Below are 15,300 nucleotides of genomic sequence, written 5' to 3' on the forward strand. Positions count from 1 at the left end.
GCCGCCAAGAGCATAGCACTCCTGACGCGAAATCACTTCGGCAACGTACATGCCGCAAGCCCAACGCAAGCCGCGCGTCAGAAGTGAAAATGCCAGCCGAAGCGAAGCAAGCGGCTGGCATTAGATAACATTTGGTGCCGACGGCGAGACTCGAACTCGCACAGCTTTCGCCACTACCCCCTCAAGATAGCGTGTCTACCAATTTCACCACGTCGGCACTAACTGCAATCCGGGAAAACAACTTATAAAACCCGCGAATCGCTTCAAGACTTAGATTGTAACTGGTCTAAACAGTTTGTTCAACGCACAAAAGCACTTTGAACGAAAAATTTATTTCGGCACATCCGTAGCCGGGACGGACGCAGCCGACGCCGGCAACACTGCCGAGCCACCAGCCGGAGCGGCCGCAGCGGAAGCCGCGACCGGTGCGGTCACAGCCGCGCCCAGCAAGCCTGCGGACGGTTTCGCACGATACGCGCCGAGGTACGTCAGCGTCAATGTCGTTACAAAAAACACGGCTGCGAGGACGGCCGTGGTACGCGACAAAAAGTTTGCCGAACCGGTCGCGCCGAACAGGCTGCCCGACGCGCCGCTACCGAAAGCAGCGCCCATATCGGCGCCTTTGCCGTGCTGCAGCAAGACAAGGCCAATGACCCCGAGTGCCGACAACAGCTGAACGACGATAATCAATGTTTTCAAATACAGCATCACACTCACCTGAGTCTTTATTTAACCGCACCACACAAAGTGTGCCGCGCGGGATTGGGTCATCCTCGCCAAGGCGCCCTGCTTAACCGGCAACGCTCGTCGCGGCCGCCGCTTTACAGATCGCCAGGAAATCCTGGTCTTTCAACGACGCGCCGCCGATCAGGCCACCGTCGATATCCGGCTCGCGGAACAATTCTTCCGCGTTCTCCGGCTTCACACTGCCGCCGTACAACACCGGCACATCCGCCACTGCCGCGCCCTTTGCCGCCAGACGCGAACGCAGGAAAGCATGCACTGCCTGCGCCTGATCCGATGTAGCGCTCTTGCCGGTGCCAATCGCCCAGACCGGTTCGTACGCGACGACGATGCGTGCCGCATCCGCTACCGACAGCTTCGCCAGCACCTCATCCAGCTGCGCGCCGACCACCTGCTCCGTCGAACCAGCCTCACGCTCTTCAAGCGTTTCGCCGACACACACGATCGGGGTCAAACCTGCTTCCAGTGCGCGCTGTGTCTTCACCGCGACCAGCTCTGCGCTTTCGCGATGGTAAGCACGGCGCTCCGAGTGCCCGACGATCGCAAGCGTGGCGCCGAAATCCACCACCATCTGCGCCGCCACTTCACCGGTATAGGCGCCATGCGTGAACGCGGAGACATCCTGCACGCCCCACACGACCTTGCCGCCTTCCAGCAACGATTGAGTCTGCGCGAGGTAAGGGCTCGGCACACAGACACCGACGCGCACATCAGCCGGCAATTCTCCCGCGCCTTGCGCCACGGCCTGCAACAGCGTTGCATTCTCGGCGAGGCGCCCGTGCATCTTCCAGTTACCGACTACCAGCTTGGCTCGTTGTTTCGACATCGTCTCGTCGTCTCGTGTATTGGCGGCGGACTTGGTTTGCGCTTACAGCCCGCCTTTCGTATTCATGCGGCGTGCGCAAAACGCGCAATTTTACTGCGTGGGGTGGATCGGGTCAAACCAACCGTGTCAAGCGTCCTGACCCCAAGTCAGCACGATCTTGCCGACGTGCGTGCTGCTTTCCATCAGCGCGTGCGCTTCGGCGGCTTGCGCTGCCGGAAACACACGATGCACCACTGGCTTAATGCGGCCGTCTTCGAGGTGCGGCCACACGCGCTCTTTCAACTGCGCGGCGATCTTCGCCTTGAACTCGATCGGCCGCGGACGCAACGTCGAACCCGTCACCGTCAGACGGCGGCGCAGCACTTCGTTCAGATTCAGCTCGGCCTTCGCGCCGCCCAGCAAGGCGATCAGCACGATGCGGCCGCCGTCGGCCAGCGCGGTCAGCTCGCGCGGCACATAACTGCCCGCCACCATGTCGAGAACGACGTCGACACCACGATCGTTCGTCAGCGACTTGATGACTTCGACGAAATCCTCAGTCTTGTAGTTGATCGCCCGTTCGGCGCCGAGCGCTTCGCAGGCGCGGCACTTTTCGTCCGACCCGGCCGTGGCGAACACACGAAAACCCAGCGCATGCGCGATCTGGATCGCCGTCACGCCGATGCCGCTCGAGCCGCCCTGCACCAGCAGCGTCTCGTTCGGGGCGCCCTCGCCCTTGCCGAGCTGCGCACGATCGAACACATTGCTCCACACCGTGAAGAATGTTTCCGGCAGCGAAGCCGCCTCGACATCCGACAAGCCAGCGGGCACCGGCAAGCACTGCAACAGCGGCGCGGTCGCATATTCCGCATAGCCACCGCCCGCAAGCAACGCGCACACGCGATCGCCGATTTTCAGACCGAACGGGTTGTTCTTCTCGTCGATAGTGCCGCCGACGATCTCACCCGCCACTTCCAGCCCCGGCAGGTCCGACGCACCCGGTGGCGGCGCATAGCCACCCTTGCGCTGAAACACGTCCGGACGGTTGATGCCTGATGCCGCCACCTTGATCAGCACCTCGCCCGCTTTCGGCTGCGGCGTGGGCCGCTCCGCCAGCTTGAGGACTTCCGGCGCGCCAAATTCGGTGATTTCGATCGCTTTCATCTGCGTCAACTCCAAGATTGGATTGCGTTGCCTACCGTCGGAAATCGTCTGAACCGAGGCGACATGCCTCGCTTAGAGAGAGTACCCGTTTGCGCCGGTTCGCACCTGCTTGCCGACAACGCAATCCACCCTGCGCCCTTCATGAAAAACGGCCGGCGCGCATTCGCGCTGCCGGCCGTCGCCCTGCTACCGCATTACTGCGGCGTCGGTTCGCCTTGCGGCGCGCCGTTTGCGGCGTCGTTCAGCAACGCCTTGGCCGACAAACGCACGCGGCCCTTTTCGTCCGTCTGGATGACCTTGACCTTCACTTGCTGGCCATCCTTCAGGTAGTCGTTGATGTCCTTGATACGCTCATTAGCGATTTCGGAGATGTGCAGCAGACCATCCTTGCCCGGCAGGATGTTCACGATCGCACCGAAGTCCAGCAGCTTGAGCACGGTGCCTTCGTACACTTGGCCCACTTCGACTTCCAGCGTGATGTTCTCGATACGCTTCTTCGCTTCGGCCATCCCTTCGCTGCTGGTGCTGGCGATGGTGACGACGCCGTCGTCCGAAATATCGATCGTCGTGCCGGTTTCTTCCGTCAGCGCGCGGATCACCGAACCACCCTTGCCGATCACGTCGCGGATCTTTTCCGGATTGATCTTGATGGTGATCATGCGTGGTGCGTAGTCCGACAGCACCGTGTTCGCGCCCGACACAGCCGAGGTCATCTTGCCGAGGATGTGCATACGGCCTTCCTTCGCTTGCGCGAGGGCGACCTGCATGATTTCCTTGGTGATGCCCTGGATCTTGATGTCCATCTGCAGCGCAGTCACGCCTTGCTCGGTACCCGCCACCTTGAAGTCCATGTCGCCGAGGTGATCTTCGTCGCCGAGGATGTCAGTCAGCACGGCAAACTTGTTGCCTTCCAGGATCAGGCCCATCGCGATGCCGGCGACGTGCGCCTTCATCGGCACGCCGGCGTCCATCAGTGCGAGGCAGCCGCCGCACACCGATGCCATCGACGACGAACCGTTCGATTCGGTGATTTCCGACACGACGCGGATCGAGTAGCCGAATTCGTCGGCGCTCGGCAGGCATGCAGCCAGCGCGCGCTTGGCCAGGCGGCCGTGACCGATTTCACGGCGCTTCGGCGAACCGACGCGGCCCGTTTCGCCGGTCGCGAACGGAGGCATGTTGTAGTGGAGCATGAAGCGTTCGCGGTACTCGCCTTCGAGCGCGTCGATGTTCTGCTCGTCGCCCTTGGTGCCCAGCGTTGCGACAACCATAGCCTGCGTTTCGCCACGCGTGAACAGTGCCGAGCCGTGCGTACGCGGCAGCACGCCGGTACGGATTTCGATCGGGCGCACGGTGCGCGTGTCACGGCCGTCGATACGCGGCTCGCCGTTCAGGATCTGGGTACGGACGATCTTCGCTTCGATGTCGAACAGCACATTGCCGACGCTAGCCTTGTCTGCTGCAACCGTGCCGGCTGCCGCTGCTTCTTCTTCCAGCTTGGCCGACGTCGCTGCATAGACTTCCTTCAGCTTGGTCGAACGGGCTTGCTTGTCGCGGATCTGATAAGCGGCGAGCAGATCGGCTTGCGCCAGTTCCGACACGCGTGCGATCAGCGGCTCATTCTTGGCGGCCGGCTTCCAGTCCCATTCCGGCTTGCCGCCTTCGCGAACCAGCTCGTGGATCACGTCGATCGCGACCTGCATTTGTTCGTGACCGAACACCACTGCACCGAGCATCACTTCTTCGGTCAGTTGTTGTGCTTCCGATTCCACCATCAGCACCGCGCGTTCCGTACCGGCGACGATCAGGTCGAGCGCCGATTCCTTCATTTGCGGACGCGTCGGGTTCAAGACGTATTCGTTGTTGATGTAGGCCACGCGTGCTGCGCCGACCGGGCCGTTGAACGGCAGACCGGAAATAGCGAGCGCCGCCGACGCGCCGATCAGCGCGGGGATGTCAGCGGGAATTTCGGGGTTCAGCGACAGGACGTGGATCACGACCTGGACTTCGTTGTAGAAGCCTTCCGGGAACAGCGGACGCAGCGGACGATCGATCAGGCGCGAGATCAGCGTTTCGCCTTCCGACGGACGGCCTTCGCGGCGGAAGAAACCACCGGGGATCTTGCCTGCAGCGTAGGTCTTTTCGAGGTAATCGACGGTCAGCGGGAAGAAGTCCTGACCCGGCTTGGCGGTCTTGGCGCCGACCACAGTAGCCAGCACAACGGTGTCTTCGACATCGACGATCACCGCACCGCTCGCCTGACGAGCGATTTCGCCCGTTTCGAGGCGAACCTTATGTTGGCCCCACTGAAATTCTTTGACGATCTTATTGAACATAGTCATTGCTTTTCCTCTTCGTTATGCCGCGCGGACCAGAAGCGGCGCGGCAACGCCAGGACCGGCGCCACAGGGGAAGAGTAGTGTTATGCCATTCCAGAGAACCACGCCTTACGTTATGTACGCGCGCGAACCGCTGGAATGACACAAAGCTCTGCCCTGAAGCCCGGCCGTATTTCTGCTTTTTGCTGCTTTTTTTACTGCTGTTTTCCTGCTAGGCGCCGCATGAATCGTCACGCTACCGCGACCGGCAGGCGGTGCACATCACATGAAGCGCACCGTGCAAAAACAAAATGCCTGTATCAGTGGAACTGACACAGGCATCTTGCTGAACGACTGGCCGATTACTTACGCAGACCCAGCTTCTCGATCAGTGCGCGGTAACGATCCGCGTCCTTACCCTTCAGGTAGTCGAGCAGCTTACGACGGCGGCTCACCATGCGCAGCAGACCGCGGCGGCTGTGGTGATCCTTCGTGTGTGCCTTGAAGTGAACGGTCAGTTCGTTGATGCGGGTCGTGAGCAGCGCGACCTGAACTTCGGGGGAGCCGGTGTCGTTAGCTGCGCGTGCGAATTGCGCAACGACTTCGGACTTCTTGCTTGTTTCAACTGCGGACATGTCGATTTCCTTGAGAACTAGACAGGCGGTCACGGAAGAAAGGCCGTGCCGTGGGTTACCCGTGGGCGCATATCCGCAATCACTTGCAGCCATGCCTCACAACGGGACGCGTATTGTAGCACAGCCCGATCCGGCCGCGAACCCTGCTGTGCCGGGCGGGATCGTGGCCGGCCCGGGTTTGTTCAGGGGCTGTTTTACGGCCGTTTCATCTTGCATACAGTCGGCGGCACAGTCCGCTCGGGCGGCAAAGCCAGCACCGTGCGGAAACCATAGCCTGAACCTTCGTTGTCGAACTTGACGCCCGGCGTGCCGGCCTTGTCCATTTCCATCACGTAAAGGGGCTGGATCAGCTGATGGTCGTCGGCACGCATCCAGGAGGCGTGGAAGCCGTTGTCGAACTTGATGCCCTCCAACGTCCGGGCGACCGCTGTCGGGTCCGCACTGCCGGCGCGGTTCATCGCCACGGCCAAGGTCTCGATCATCAGCGGCATGCGCAGCACCGGGTAGTCGTCTTGTGCAGCCGGGAAACGGGCGCGAAACGCCGCATACCAGGCGTCGGAGGCCGCGCCGCCGGCGTTCGGGTGCCAGTCGGCCACCGCGATCACGTGTTTGACGCCGGCGTCGCCCAACGCGGCAGGCGCCCCAAGGCTGTTGCCGTAGAAAGTGTAAAACCGGGTGTCCAGGCCCTGCTCTCGCGCCGCCTTGACCAGAAGGGTCAGGTCGTTGCCCCAGTTGCCGGTGATCACCGCATCCGCGCCGCTCGCGCGGATCTTCGCAATGTACGGCGCGAAGTCCTTCACGCGGCCGATCGGATGAAATTCGTCGCCGACAACCGCAATATCAGGGCGCTTGGTCGCCAGGGTCGAACGCGCGAGGCTGCTGACGTCGTGGCCGAAGCTGTAGTCCTGGTTCAGCAGATAGACCTTCTTCACGGCTTTGTCGCGCTGGATCACGTCCGCCAGTGCATCCATGCGCATGCCCGCGTGCGCATCGAAACGGAAGTGCCAGAAACTGCAGCTGGCGTTGGTCAGGGCGGGATCGTCGGCGGAATAATTGAGGAACAGTTCGCGGTTGCCCGGCTCGCGGCTGTTCTGTTTCTCGATCGCGCCGATCAGCGCCGCAGCGACCGCCGAGCTATTGCCCTGCATGATGTAGCCGATATGGCGGTCAGCGGCAGCGCGCAGTTGCACGAGCGCCTCCTCGGCACTGCCCTTGCTGTCGAGCACAACCAGTTCGAGCGGATGCGCGCCGTCGGCGAGCTTGACGCCGCCTTCCGCATTCACCTGCTCGACACCGAAGCGCAGATTGCGCTCCACCGCCGCGCCCGCATTGGCGAAGGGGCCGGACATGCCTTCGATCAGCGCCAACTGGATCGGTGCACCCATCGGCTTATTGACCGGCTTGCTTGCCGGACCCGGCACCGTTTCTCCCGCGGCGAGCGCCGCCGCGGCCATCGAAATCGCCGCCAGCGCCACGACTGCCGCTGCTGCCGCCCGTTGCCACTTCGCCATCGTCATTGCCCCGCTGGATTCGTCGAAGCGCGGATCATAGGGCGTTCCAGATGGAATAAGCAAGCCGGCAAAGCCGTTATCGTAATAACAGCGAGGGCCTGTACGACGCGCAAATCTTTTGCCGCCGCCCGTGTCAAAATAATGCGTCTCGATGATAAAAACCGCTACACAAATGCCATCGGAGGAATTCATGTTCAACCGCCACCCATCCACGGCGGCCTCGATCGAAGCGCCGCCCGCAGCACGCCTGCGCCGCGCCGCGCTCGTCTGCGTGAGCGCACTCGCGCTCACGGCTACGCTCGCCGGCTGCGTGCAGCCATGGCAGCAATACCAACAAGGCGCGGACGAATCGACCATCGTCGCCCGCCTTGGCGCGCCGCGTGAAAGCTACGACCTGCCCAACGGCGGCAAGCGGCTGATGTGGCCGACCCAGCCAATGGGCGAAACCACTACCGCCGCCGACATCGACGCATCCGGCAAGATCGTCACCGTGCGTCAGGTGCTTCAGCCCAACGAGTTCTACCGGGCGGAAATCGGCAAGTGGACGAAGAGCGACGTGCTGGTGAACTTCGGCCGCCCCGTCGAAACGTCGTACTTCCCGTTGATGAAGCGCGAGGTCTGGACGTATCGCTATCTGGAAGACAACGTCTGGTACATGATGTACAGCTTCTATTTCGACGACCAGGGCATCGTGCGGCTCACGCAAAAAACGCCTGATCCCTTGCACGATCCGGATCGCCGCAGTCTGTTCTGAGCGCTCGCTCGAACCCATTGCGCATGGATCTGCCAAGCCGCCTCTTCAGGCGGCTTTTTTTTATTTATTGCGCATGCCCGCGAATTTTATTTCGCGCACAGCAGATTTATTTTTTGATAGAAAGGTTTTCGTAAGCATTGATTCAGTACCGATTGCACCCGCTGCGCCGTCCGGGCACAGCCGTGGTGTCGGCGACGAGTCTGTGCGCCCTACTTACGGAGCCACTATCGATGAACCGTCCGAAACGCCTGCTGGTCGCCAACGTCGCTTGGGCGCATGAAACCGCCGCGCGCAACCCCGAATTTTTCCGTGATCTGGTGCGAGGCCAGAATCCGCATGTGCTGTGGGTCGGCTGCTCGGACAGCCGCGTGCCCGCAGAAACCATCACGCATTGCGAGCCCGGCGATCTGTTCGTTCACCGCAACATCGCCAACCTTTTTCATCCCGACGACGACAACACCGCGAGCGTCCTCGAATACGCGGTGCGCGTGCTGAAGGTGGGGCACGTGATCGTCTGCGGCCACTATGGCTGCGGTGGTGTGCGCGCCGCCCTGCTGCCGCCGGAACCGACGTTGCCGCATGTGAATCGGCGCATCGCGCCCCTATGTGCGTTGGCAAAAACGCATGGCGACGAGCTCCAGAGCCACGCAAACGAGCGTGAGCGTATCGACCGCCTCGCGGAGTTGAACGTGCTCGAACAGGTACGCCAGTTGCGCGCGAGTGCGATCGTGCGGGACGCTGACCCGGCACCGCTCGTTCACGGCTGGATCTTCGCGCTCGAGGACGGGCGCATCAAGGTACTCACGTCCGGCTACGAAGCCGACGACGCGATGACCTGCACAACAGCCGCCCATAGCGCCGCCTAGTGCGCAGCTTTTATGAAACCGGCCGCAGCATGGCCTTCGCCTTTGCCTTCGCCGCACACAGGGCTCCACCCACTACTGCACCGACACCATGAACCTACGAGCTTTCTTTTCCACGTTTCAGCGCGATCTGCTGGCAGGCACGGTCGTTTTTCTGGTGGCGCTGCCGCTATGTCTGGGCATCGCCAACGCCTCGGGCGTCGAGCCATTTGCCGGGCTTGTATCGGGCATCGTCGGCGGCCTGGTGGTGGCCGTGCTGAGCGGTTCGCGGCTGAGCGTCAGCGGGCCCGCGGCGGGCCTCGTCGTGATCGTCGTCGACGGAATCGCGCAACTCGGCAGCTTCTCCGCGTTCCTGCTGGCCGTCTTGTTGTCCGGCGCGATTCAGTTCGGCTTCGGCATGCTGAAGGCCGGCAGATTTGCGGCCTATGTGCCATCGCCCGTGATCAAGGGCATGCTCGCGGCGATCGGCGTGCTGCTGATCGTCAAGCAGTTTCCGCTTGCGCTTGGGCTATCCGGCGCGAATGCGTCGGCCGGATCGCACGCTGCCGCCCAGATAGCCGGTAGCGTAATGACGCCGTTCGGCTCGATATCGCTCGCGGCCTGCGTGATCACCTTGCTCTCGCTGGCGATTCTGGTGGGCTGGGAAACGCGCGCGTTACGCCGCTTTGCGCTGGTGCGCCTTGTACCCGCGCCGCTCGCGGTGGTGCTGCTGGGCATCGGCGCGACGCTGCTGCTCAGCCTGCTCGCCCCGGCGTTCGCGCCGCCTGCCGAGCATCGCGTCGCGCTGCCGTCGCTCGAATCGTTCGCCGCCTTGCAGGTTGCTCTCCAATGGGCCGACTTCGGGCCGCACTTCGCGCAACTGGTCAATCCCGATGTCTGGCGTGTCGCCATCACATTGGCAATCGTCGCAAGTCTCGAAACGCTGCTGAGCCTCGAAGCGGTCGAGCAGATCGATCCCGCCCGACGTGCCGCACCACCGGATCGCGAATTGAAGGCACAGGGCGTGGGTAACCTGATCGCCGGCGCAATCGGCGGCCTGCCGATCACCTCGGTCATCGTGCGCAGTTCCGCCAATGTGCATGCGGGCGCTCAAAGCCGGCTGTCCGCGATCATTCATGGCGTGTTGCTGCTGGTCAGCGTGTTCGCGCTCACCAGCGTCATCAACCTGATTCCGCTTGCGTGCCTCGCGGCGATTCTTATCTTCACCGGCGTGAAGCTCGCCAAACCGTCGTTGTTCGTCGCCATCGCCAAGCAGGGTTTCGCGCCGTTTGCGCCGTTCATCGTCACGCTGGTCGGCGTACTCGCCACCGATCTGCTGATCGGCATCGTGCTCGGCATTCTGTGCAGCGTGCTGCTCGCGCTGTATGCGAACCTGCGCAGCCCAATCGTGCTCGCGCAGCACGGCGATCACTACCTGCTGTCGTTTCGCAAGGACGTGTCGTTTCTCGGCAAGGTGCCGCTCAAGCACTACCTGCAGCAGATTCCCGACGGCGCGACCTTGATCGTCGACGCAACGCGTGCCGATTTCGTCGATCACGATGTGCGCGAACTGCTGGATACGTTTGTCGCCGATGCGCCGCGCCGCGAGATCGCAGTCGAAGTGCGGCATCAGGTCCAGGCGCAGGCACGCGCGGCGCGCGGGTGGTCGATGCGGCGCGCGGCTACGGAGTAGTTTCAGCGCGCGGTACTTCAGCGCGACACTCGAGGAGGAGACACCACAAAAGCAAGAAGCCCTGTGCTTTTGGGAGCACAGGGCTTCTTGACAATCCGGTTCAGCGGGCACGCAATCAGCGCGCCTGCTTCTACTACTCCGAACGTTGCGGATTCAACTTATCGAAGTTCGAATGCAGCTTGTTGAGCGCCGAGATATACGCCTTAGCCGAGGCCGCGACGATATCCGGATCGGTGCCCACACCGTTGACGATGCGCCCGCTCCTGGACAGCCGCACGGTCACTTCGCCTTGCGCCTGCGTACCGGTTGTAATGGCATTCACCGAGTACAGCAGCAACTCCGAACCGCTGCCCACTTCCGTTTCGATCGCATTTAGCGTGGCATCCACGGGACCGTTGCCACGTGCTTCCCCGGTCACTTCCTTGCCTTCGACCGAGAACACGATCTTCGCGTGCGGTTGCTCACCGGTTTCCGAATGCTGCGACAACGACAGGAACTTGTAGTGCTCCTTCTCCTGTGCTTCTGCCGATTCCTCAGTGACGATCGCGATGATGTCTTCGTCGAAGATTTCCGATTTACGGTCGGCCAATTCCTTGAAGCGTGCAAATGCGGTGTTCAATTCGCCTTCGCTATCGAGTGCGATACCCAGTTCCTGCAGACGCTGCTTGAATGCATTGCGGCCCGACAACTTGCCAAGCACGATCTTGTTCGCGCTCCAGCCCACATCTTCGGCACGCATGATTTCGTACGTGTCGCGCGCTTTCAGCACGCCGTCCTGGTGAATGCCGGATGCGTGCGCAAATGCGTTCGCGCCAACCACCGCCTTGTTCGGCTGCACGACGAAACCGGTGATCTGCGACACCAGCTTCGAAGCCGGCACGATCTGGGTCGTATCGAGACCGATTTCAAGGCCGAAGTAATCCTTGCGCGTCTTCACCGCCATCACGATTTCTTCGAGCGACGTATTACCCGCGCGCTCACCGAGACCGTTGATCGTGCACTCGACCTGACGCGCGCCGCCGATCTGCACACCGGCCAGCGAGTTCGCCACCGCCATGCCGAGGTCGTTATGGCAATGCACCGAGAACACCGCCTTATGCGAGTTCGGAATCCGCTCGCGCAGCGTCTTCACGAGCTGGCCGTACAACTCCGGCACACCATAGCCGACCGTGTCCGCAATGTTGATGGTGGTGGCGCCTTCGGCGATGACCGCTTCCAGCACGCGGCACAGGAAATCCATGTCCGAACGGCTGCCGTCTTCCGGCGAGAACTCGACGTCGTCCGTGAACTTGCGGGCAAAACGCACCGCCAGCTTTGCCTGTTCGAACACCTGATCCGGCGTCATGCGCAGCTTCTTTTCCATATGCAGCGGCGACGTTGCGATGAACGTGTGGATGCGGAAATGATCGGCCGGCTTGAGTGCGTCAGCAGCGCGTTGAATGTCTTTGTCGTTCGCACGGGCCAGCGAGCAGATCGTGCTGTCCTTGATCAGGCCCGCGATGGTGTGGATCGAATCGAAGTCGCCATTCGAACTGGCCGCGAAGCCCGCTTCGATCACGTCCACCTTCATCCGTTCGAGCTGCTTCGCGATGCGGATTTTTTCTTCTTTCGTCATCGACGCGCCGGGCGATTGCTCGCCGTCACGCAACGTGGTGTCGAATATGATCAGTTTGTCGGCCATGTCGGGTCTCCTGAGGAGTCGTTCAATTGTGGGGATCGGATATTGGAATTCGGGCGTTTTGCGCCACCGTTGGCGACGCTAAAAGCCGCAGACGAGGCAGACGGAGGGCGGAAAACGATAAGCGATCAGCGCGCTAGATGCGCCAGCACTAGCGCACCCGCGGCGCACCAGCTTGTTGAGGCTCGTGCTGCAGCTCAAATGGGAACCTGAACGCATTTATCGAACGACTATAGCGGCATTCCCGTCGCCGTGCAATTGGCGTCGGACCTGCCTGTCGCGCGCCGCCGGACGGGCTCGACAACGAAAAACGGCAGCCTGCGAAGGCTGCCGTTTTCTCATGTCACGCTCATGTAACGAAGCTGCGCGGTTACCTGTCCCGCGCCACGGACCGAGCCGGATTCGCTCTGCCCCGCATCGCCTGGTAGCCCCAGAACACATAGCCCGACAGACCGTACAGCACGAACAGGCCGAACAGCATCAGCGGCGGATCGGACGACACCAGCACGAACGCCACCACCACGAGCAGAATCACGCCGAACGGCACGCGATGCCGTACGTCGAGCGCCTTGCCGCTGTAGAACGGCGCGTTCGACACCATCGTCACACCGGCGTAGATGGTCAGCACAAAGGCGACCCACGGCAGCCACACCAGCTTGAGCGGCACGCGGTTGTCGGTGGCGAGCCACACGAAACCGGCGATCAGCGCCGCAGCCGCAGGGCTCGGCATACCCTGGAAGAAACGCTTGTCGACCACGCCGATGTTCGCGTTGAAACGCGCTAGACGCAACGCCGCTCCCGAACAGTAGACGAACGCCGCGAGCCAGCCCCAGCGGCCGAGATCCTTCAGAATCCACTCGTACATCACAAGCGCCGGCGCTACACCGAACGACACCATGTCCGAGAGACTGTCGAACTGTTCGCCGAACGCGCTTTGCGTATGCGTCATGCGGGCGACCCGTCCGTCCATGCCGTCCAGCACCATCGCCACGAAGATCGCGATTGCCGCGATTTCGAAGCGCACGTTCATCGCCTGCACCACGGCGAAGAAGCCGCAAAAGAGCGCGGCGGTGGTAAACGCGTTCGGCAGCAGGTAAATGCCGCGTTTCCTCAGGAACTGCTGACGCTGAGCGCGCCGGCTCTCGACTGCGCCTGTCTCCGCCACGATCGGCTTGTTACGGCGGAACGGGCGCGGGAGCTGCCCGCTGTTGCGGGGTCGACGCGGTTTGAATGCGGCCATTCGGAAAACCTCCTTGGTGCCGCTTTATAGTTCAGCGAGGATCGTGGACGACGCGGAAACCTTCTCACCGATCGACACACGCGGACGGCTGCCAACCGGCAGGTACACGTCGACACGCGAGCCAAAACGGATAAATCCATAGCGCTGGCCACGCGTGAGCGGCTCACCTGAGCGTACGTAGCAAAGAATGCGCCGCGCAATCAGACCGGCGATCTGCACCGACGTCACCGTCTGGCCGCCGGCCATTTGGATCACCACCGCATTGCGCTCGTTTTCGAGCGAAGCCTTATCCACAGCGGCATTCAGATACGCGCCCGGGAAATATTCGACCTTGGAGATCGCACCGTCCACCGGTGAGCGCTGCGAATGGACATTGAAAACGTTCATGAACACGCTGATCTTCAGCGCTTCACGGTTGGCATACGGATCATGCGCTGTCTCGACTGCGACGATACGGCCGTCGGCCGGGCACAGTACGGCGTTCGCCTGAGTCGGAATCGGGCGTGCCGGATCACGGAAAAACTGCACGACGAAGATCAGGATCAGCCAGAACAGCCATGCAAAGCCGAATCCCGCGAAGGCATGAACCAGTAATGCAACGACGGCCGCGATGGCGATGAACGGCCAGCCTTCTCGCGCGATGATCGGATGAGGGTAATTCATGGATGGCTTCTGTATTTTTGTAAAACCGTAGGATAGCAAAAGCCGCCCAGGGTTCAGCACCCTTGGACGGCTTTTTGCATTACCGGCTGCTGCGACGAGGCGCCGCGCCGGTCACATGCGATAAAACTGGCTTCTTAGTTCTTCGACTGGTCGACCAGCTTGTTCGCGGCGATCCACGGCATCATCGAACGCAGCTTGGCACCCACCGTTTCGATCTGGTGCTCGGCCGTCAGACGGCGGCGCGATTGCAGCGTCGGTGCGCCGGCCTTGTTTTCGATGATGAAGCTCTTTGCGTACTCGCCGGTCTGAATGTCCGTCAGCACGGCCTTCATCGCCTTCTTCGTTTCAGCCGTCACGATACGCGGACCCGTCACGTACTCGCCGTATTCGGCGTTGTTCGAGATCGAGTAGTTCATGTTCGCGATGCCGCCTTCGTAGATCAGGTCGACGATCAGCTTCAGTTCGTGCAGGCATTCGAAGTACGCCATTTCCGGCGCGTAACCCGCTTCCACCAGCGTTTCGAAGCCGGCCTTGATCAGGTCGACCGTACCGCCGCACAGCACGGCTTGTTCGCCGAACAGGTCGGTTTCCGTTTCTTCGCGGAAGTTCGTTTCGATGATACCGGCACGGCCGCCGCCGTTCGCTGCTGCGTACGACAGCGCGATGTCACGTGCTGCGCCCGACTTGTCTTGTGCAACGGCGATCAGGTGGGGCACGCCGCCACCTTGCGAGTACGTACCGCGAACCGTGTGGCCCGGTGCCTTCGGCGCGATCATGATCACGTCGAGGTCAGCACGCGGGATCACCTGACCGTAGTGCACGTTGAAGCCGTGTGCGAAGGCGAGCGCTGCGCCTTGCTTGATGTTGGCGTGCACTTCCTTTGCGTAGACTTCAGCGATCTGCTCGTCCGGCAGCAGCATCATGACGACGTCCGCGCCCTTGACGGCTTCCGCCACTTCCTTGACTTGCAGGCCGGCGTTCTCAGCCTTGCTCCACGATGCGCCGCCCTTGCGCAGACCGACCGTGATATTCACGCCGCTTTCCTTCAGGTTCAGCGCGTGAGCATGGCCTTGCGAGCCATAGCCGATGATGGTGACTTGCTTACCCTTGATGAGGGAGAGGTCGGCGTCCTTGTCGTAGAAAACTTTCATGTCGGTTCCTTGGCTAAATTCGGTGAAATCAGTGAAATACAAATACTGCGAATGGTGTGTTGCTTGGCCGGGCTCTTGAAGGCACTGCCCGGCCCCGATCGA

At 61.7% G+C, this 15,300-nt stretch carries 13 protein-coding genes and 1 tRNA gene; 3 read left to right on the top strand and 11 right to left on the bottom strand.

Features of this window, described 5'->3' with window-relative positions; genetic code table 11:
• Nucleotides 1-132: 132 nt before the first annotated feature.
• The 7 genes from KHO30_RS31130 to KHO30_RS31160 form a co-directional block, all read right to left on the bottom strand.
• A tRNA-Leu gene (locus KHO30_RS31130) sits at nucleotides 133-217 on the bottom strand.
• 113 nt (nucleotides 218-330) lie between these two features.
• Nucleotides 331-708, bottom strand: coding sequence for a preprotein translocase subunit SecG (gene secG, locus KHO30_RS31135; RefSeq protein ID WP_054034962.1), 378 nt, complete (start codon nucleotides 706-708; stop codon nucleotides 331-333).
• An 82-nt stretch (nucleotides 709-790) separates the two neighbouring features.
• The gene (gene tpiA, locus KHO30_RS31140; RefSeq protein ID WP_093639624.1) at nucleotides 791-1,570 is read right to left on the bottom strand and encodes a triose-phosphate isomerase; all 780 of its coding nucleotides are present in this window, start codon (nucleotides 1,568-1,570) and stop codon (nucleotides 791-793) included.
• A 126-nt stretch (nucleotides 1,571-1,696) separates the two neighbouring features.
• Nucleotides 1,697-2,713, bottom strand: coding sequence for an NAD(P)H-quinone oxidoreductase (locus KHO30_RS31145; RefSeq protein WP_154567532.1), 1,017 nt, complete (start codon nucleotides 2,711-2,713; stop codon nucleotides 1,697-1,699).
• 194 nt (nucleotides 2,714-2,907) lie between these two features.
• Entirely contained in the window at nucleotides 2,908-5,055 is a 2,148-nt protein-coding gene (gene pnp, locus KHO30_RS31150) for a polyribonucleotide nucleotidyltransferase (RefSeq protein ID WP_171925034.1), read from the bottom strand.
• Between the two features lie 338 nt (nucleotides 5,056-5,393).
• Nucleotides 5,394-5,666: a 30S ribosomal protein S15 gene (gene rpsO / locus KHO30_RS31155; RefSeq protein WP_011487489.1), complete on the bottom strand. Its 273-nt coding sequence runs from the start codon at nucleotides 5,664-5,666 to the stop codon at nucleotides 5,394-5,396.
• 194 nt (nucleotides 5,667-5,860) lie between these two features.
• Entirely contained in the window at nucleotides 5,861-7,183 is a 1,323-nt protein-coding gene (locus KHO30_RS31160; RefSeq protein WP_211703374.1) for a branched-chain amino acid ABC transporter substrate-binding protein, read from the bottom strand.
• A 184-nt stretch (nucleotides 7,184-7,367) separates the two neighbouring features.
• Here KHO30_RS31160 and KHO30_RS31165 point away from each other — a divergent pair, with 184 nt between their 5' ends.
• From KHO30_RS31165 to KHO30_RS31175, 3 genes are all read left to right on the top strand, one after another.
• Nucleotides 7,368-7,931 carry a hypothetical protein gene (locus KHO30_RS31165; protein ID WP_054034964.1) on the top strand — a complete coding sequence of 188 codons (564 nt, stop codon included), beginning with the start codon at nucleotides 7,368-7,370 and terminating at the stop codon, nucleotides 7,929-7,931.
• A 230-nt stretch (nucleotides 7,932-8,161) separates the two neighbouring features.
• Nucleotides 8,162-8,797, top strand: a complete 636-nt coding sequence (locus KHO30_RS31170) for a carbonic anhydrase (RefSeq protein ID WP_211703240.1) — start codon at nucleotides 8,162-8,164, stop codon at nucleotides 8,795-8,797.
• An 88-nt stretch (nucleotides 8,798-8,885) separates the two neighbouring features.
• Nucleotides 8,886-10,466: a SulP family inorganic anion transporter gene (locus tag KHO30_RS31175; protein WP_211703241.1), complete on the top strand. Its 1,581-nt coding sequence runs from the start codon at nucleotides 8,886-8,888 to the stop codon at nucleotides 10,464-10,466.
• A gap of 133 nt (nucleotides 10,467-10,599) precedes the next feature.
• Here the strand turns inward: KHO30_RS31175 and KHO30_RS31180 are convergent, their stop codons facing one another.
• From KHO30_RS31180 to ilvC, 4 genes are all read right to left on the bottom strand, one after another.
• The gene (locus tag KHO30_RS31180) at nucleotides 10,600-12,147 is read right to left on the bottom strand and encodes a 2-isopropylmalate synthase (RefSeq protein ID WP_054034966.1); all 1,548 of its coding nucleotides are present in this window, start codon (nucleotides 12,145-12,147) and stop codon (nucleotides 10,600-10,602) included.
• A 367-nt stretch (nucleotides 12,148-12,514) separates the two neighbouring features.
• Entirely contained in the window at nucleotides 12,515-13,384 is an 870-nt protein-coding gene (pssA, locus tag KHO30_RS31185; protein WP_211703242.1) for a CDP-diacylglycerol--serine O-phosphatidyltransferase, read from the bottom strand.
• A 24-nt stretch (nucleotides 13,385-13,408) separates the two neighbouring features.
• Nucleotides 13,409-14,047 (bottom strand): phosphatidylserine decarboxylase, encoded by a 639-nt coding sequence (locus KHO30_RS31190; protein WP_093639600.1) that lies wholly within the window; start codon nucleotides 14,045-14,047, stop codon nucleotides 13,409-13,411.
• A gap of 134 nt (nucleotides 14,048-14,181) precedes the next feature.
• Entirely contained in the window at nucleotides 14,182-15,198 is a 1,017-nt protein-coding gene (gene ilvC / locus KHO30_RS31195) for a ketol-acid reductoisomerase (protein ID WP_012432364.1), read from the bottom strand.
• Between the last annotated feature and the right edge of the window lie 102 nt (nucleotides 15,199-15,300).

The sequence above is a fragment of the Paraburkholderia aspalathi genome (assembly GCF_905220735.1).
Lineage (GTDB): Bacteria > Pseudomonadota > Gammaproteobacteria > Burkholderiales > Burkholderiaceae > Paraburkholderia > Paraburkholderia aspalathi.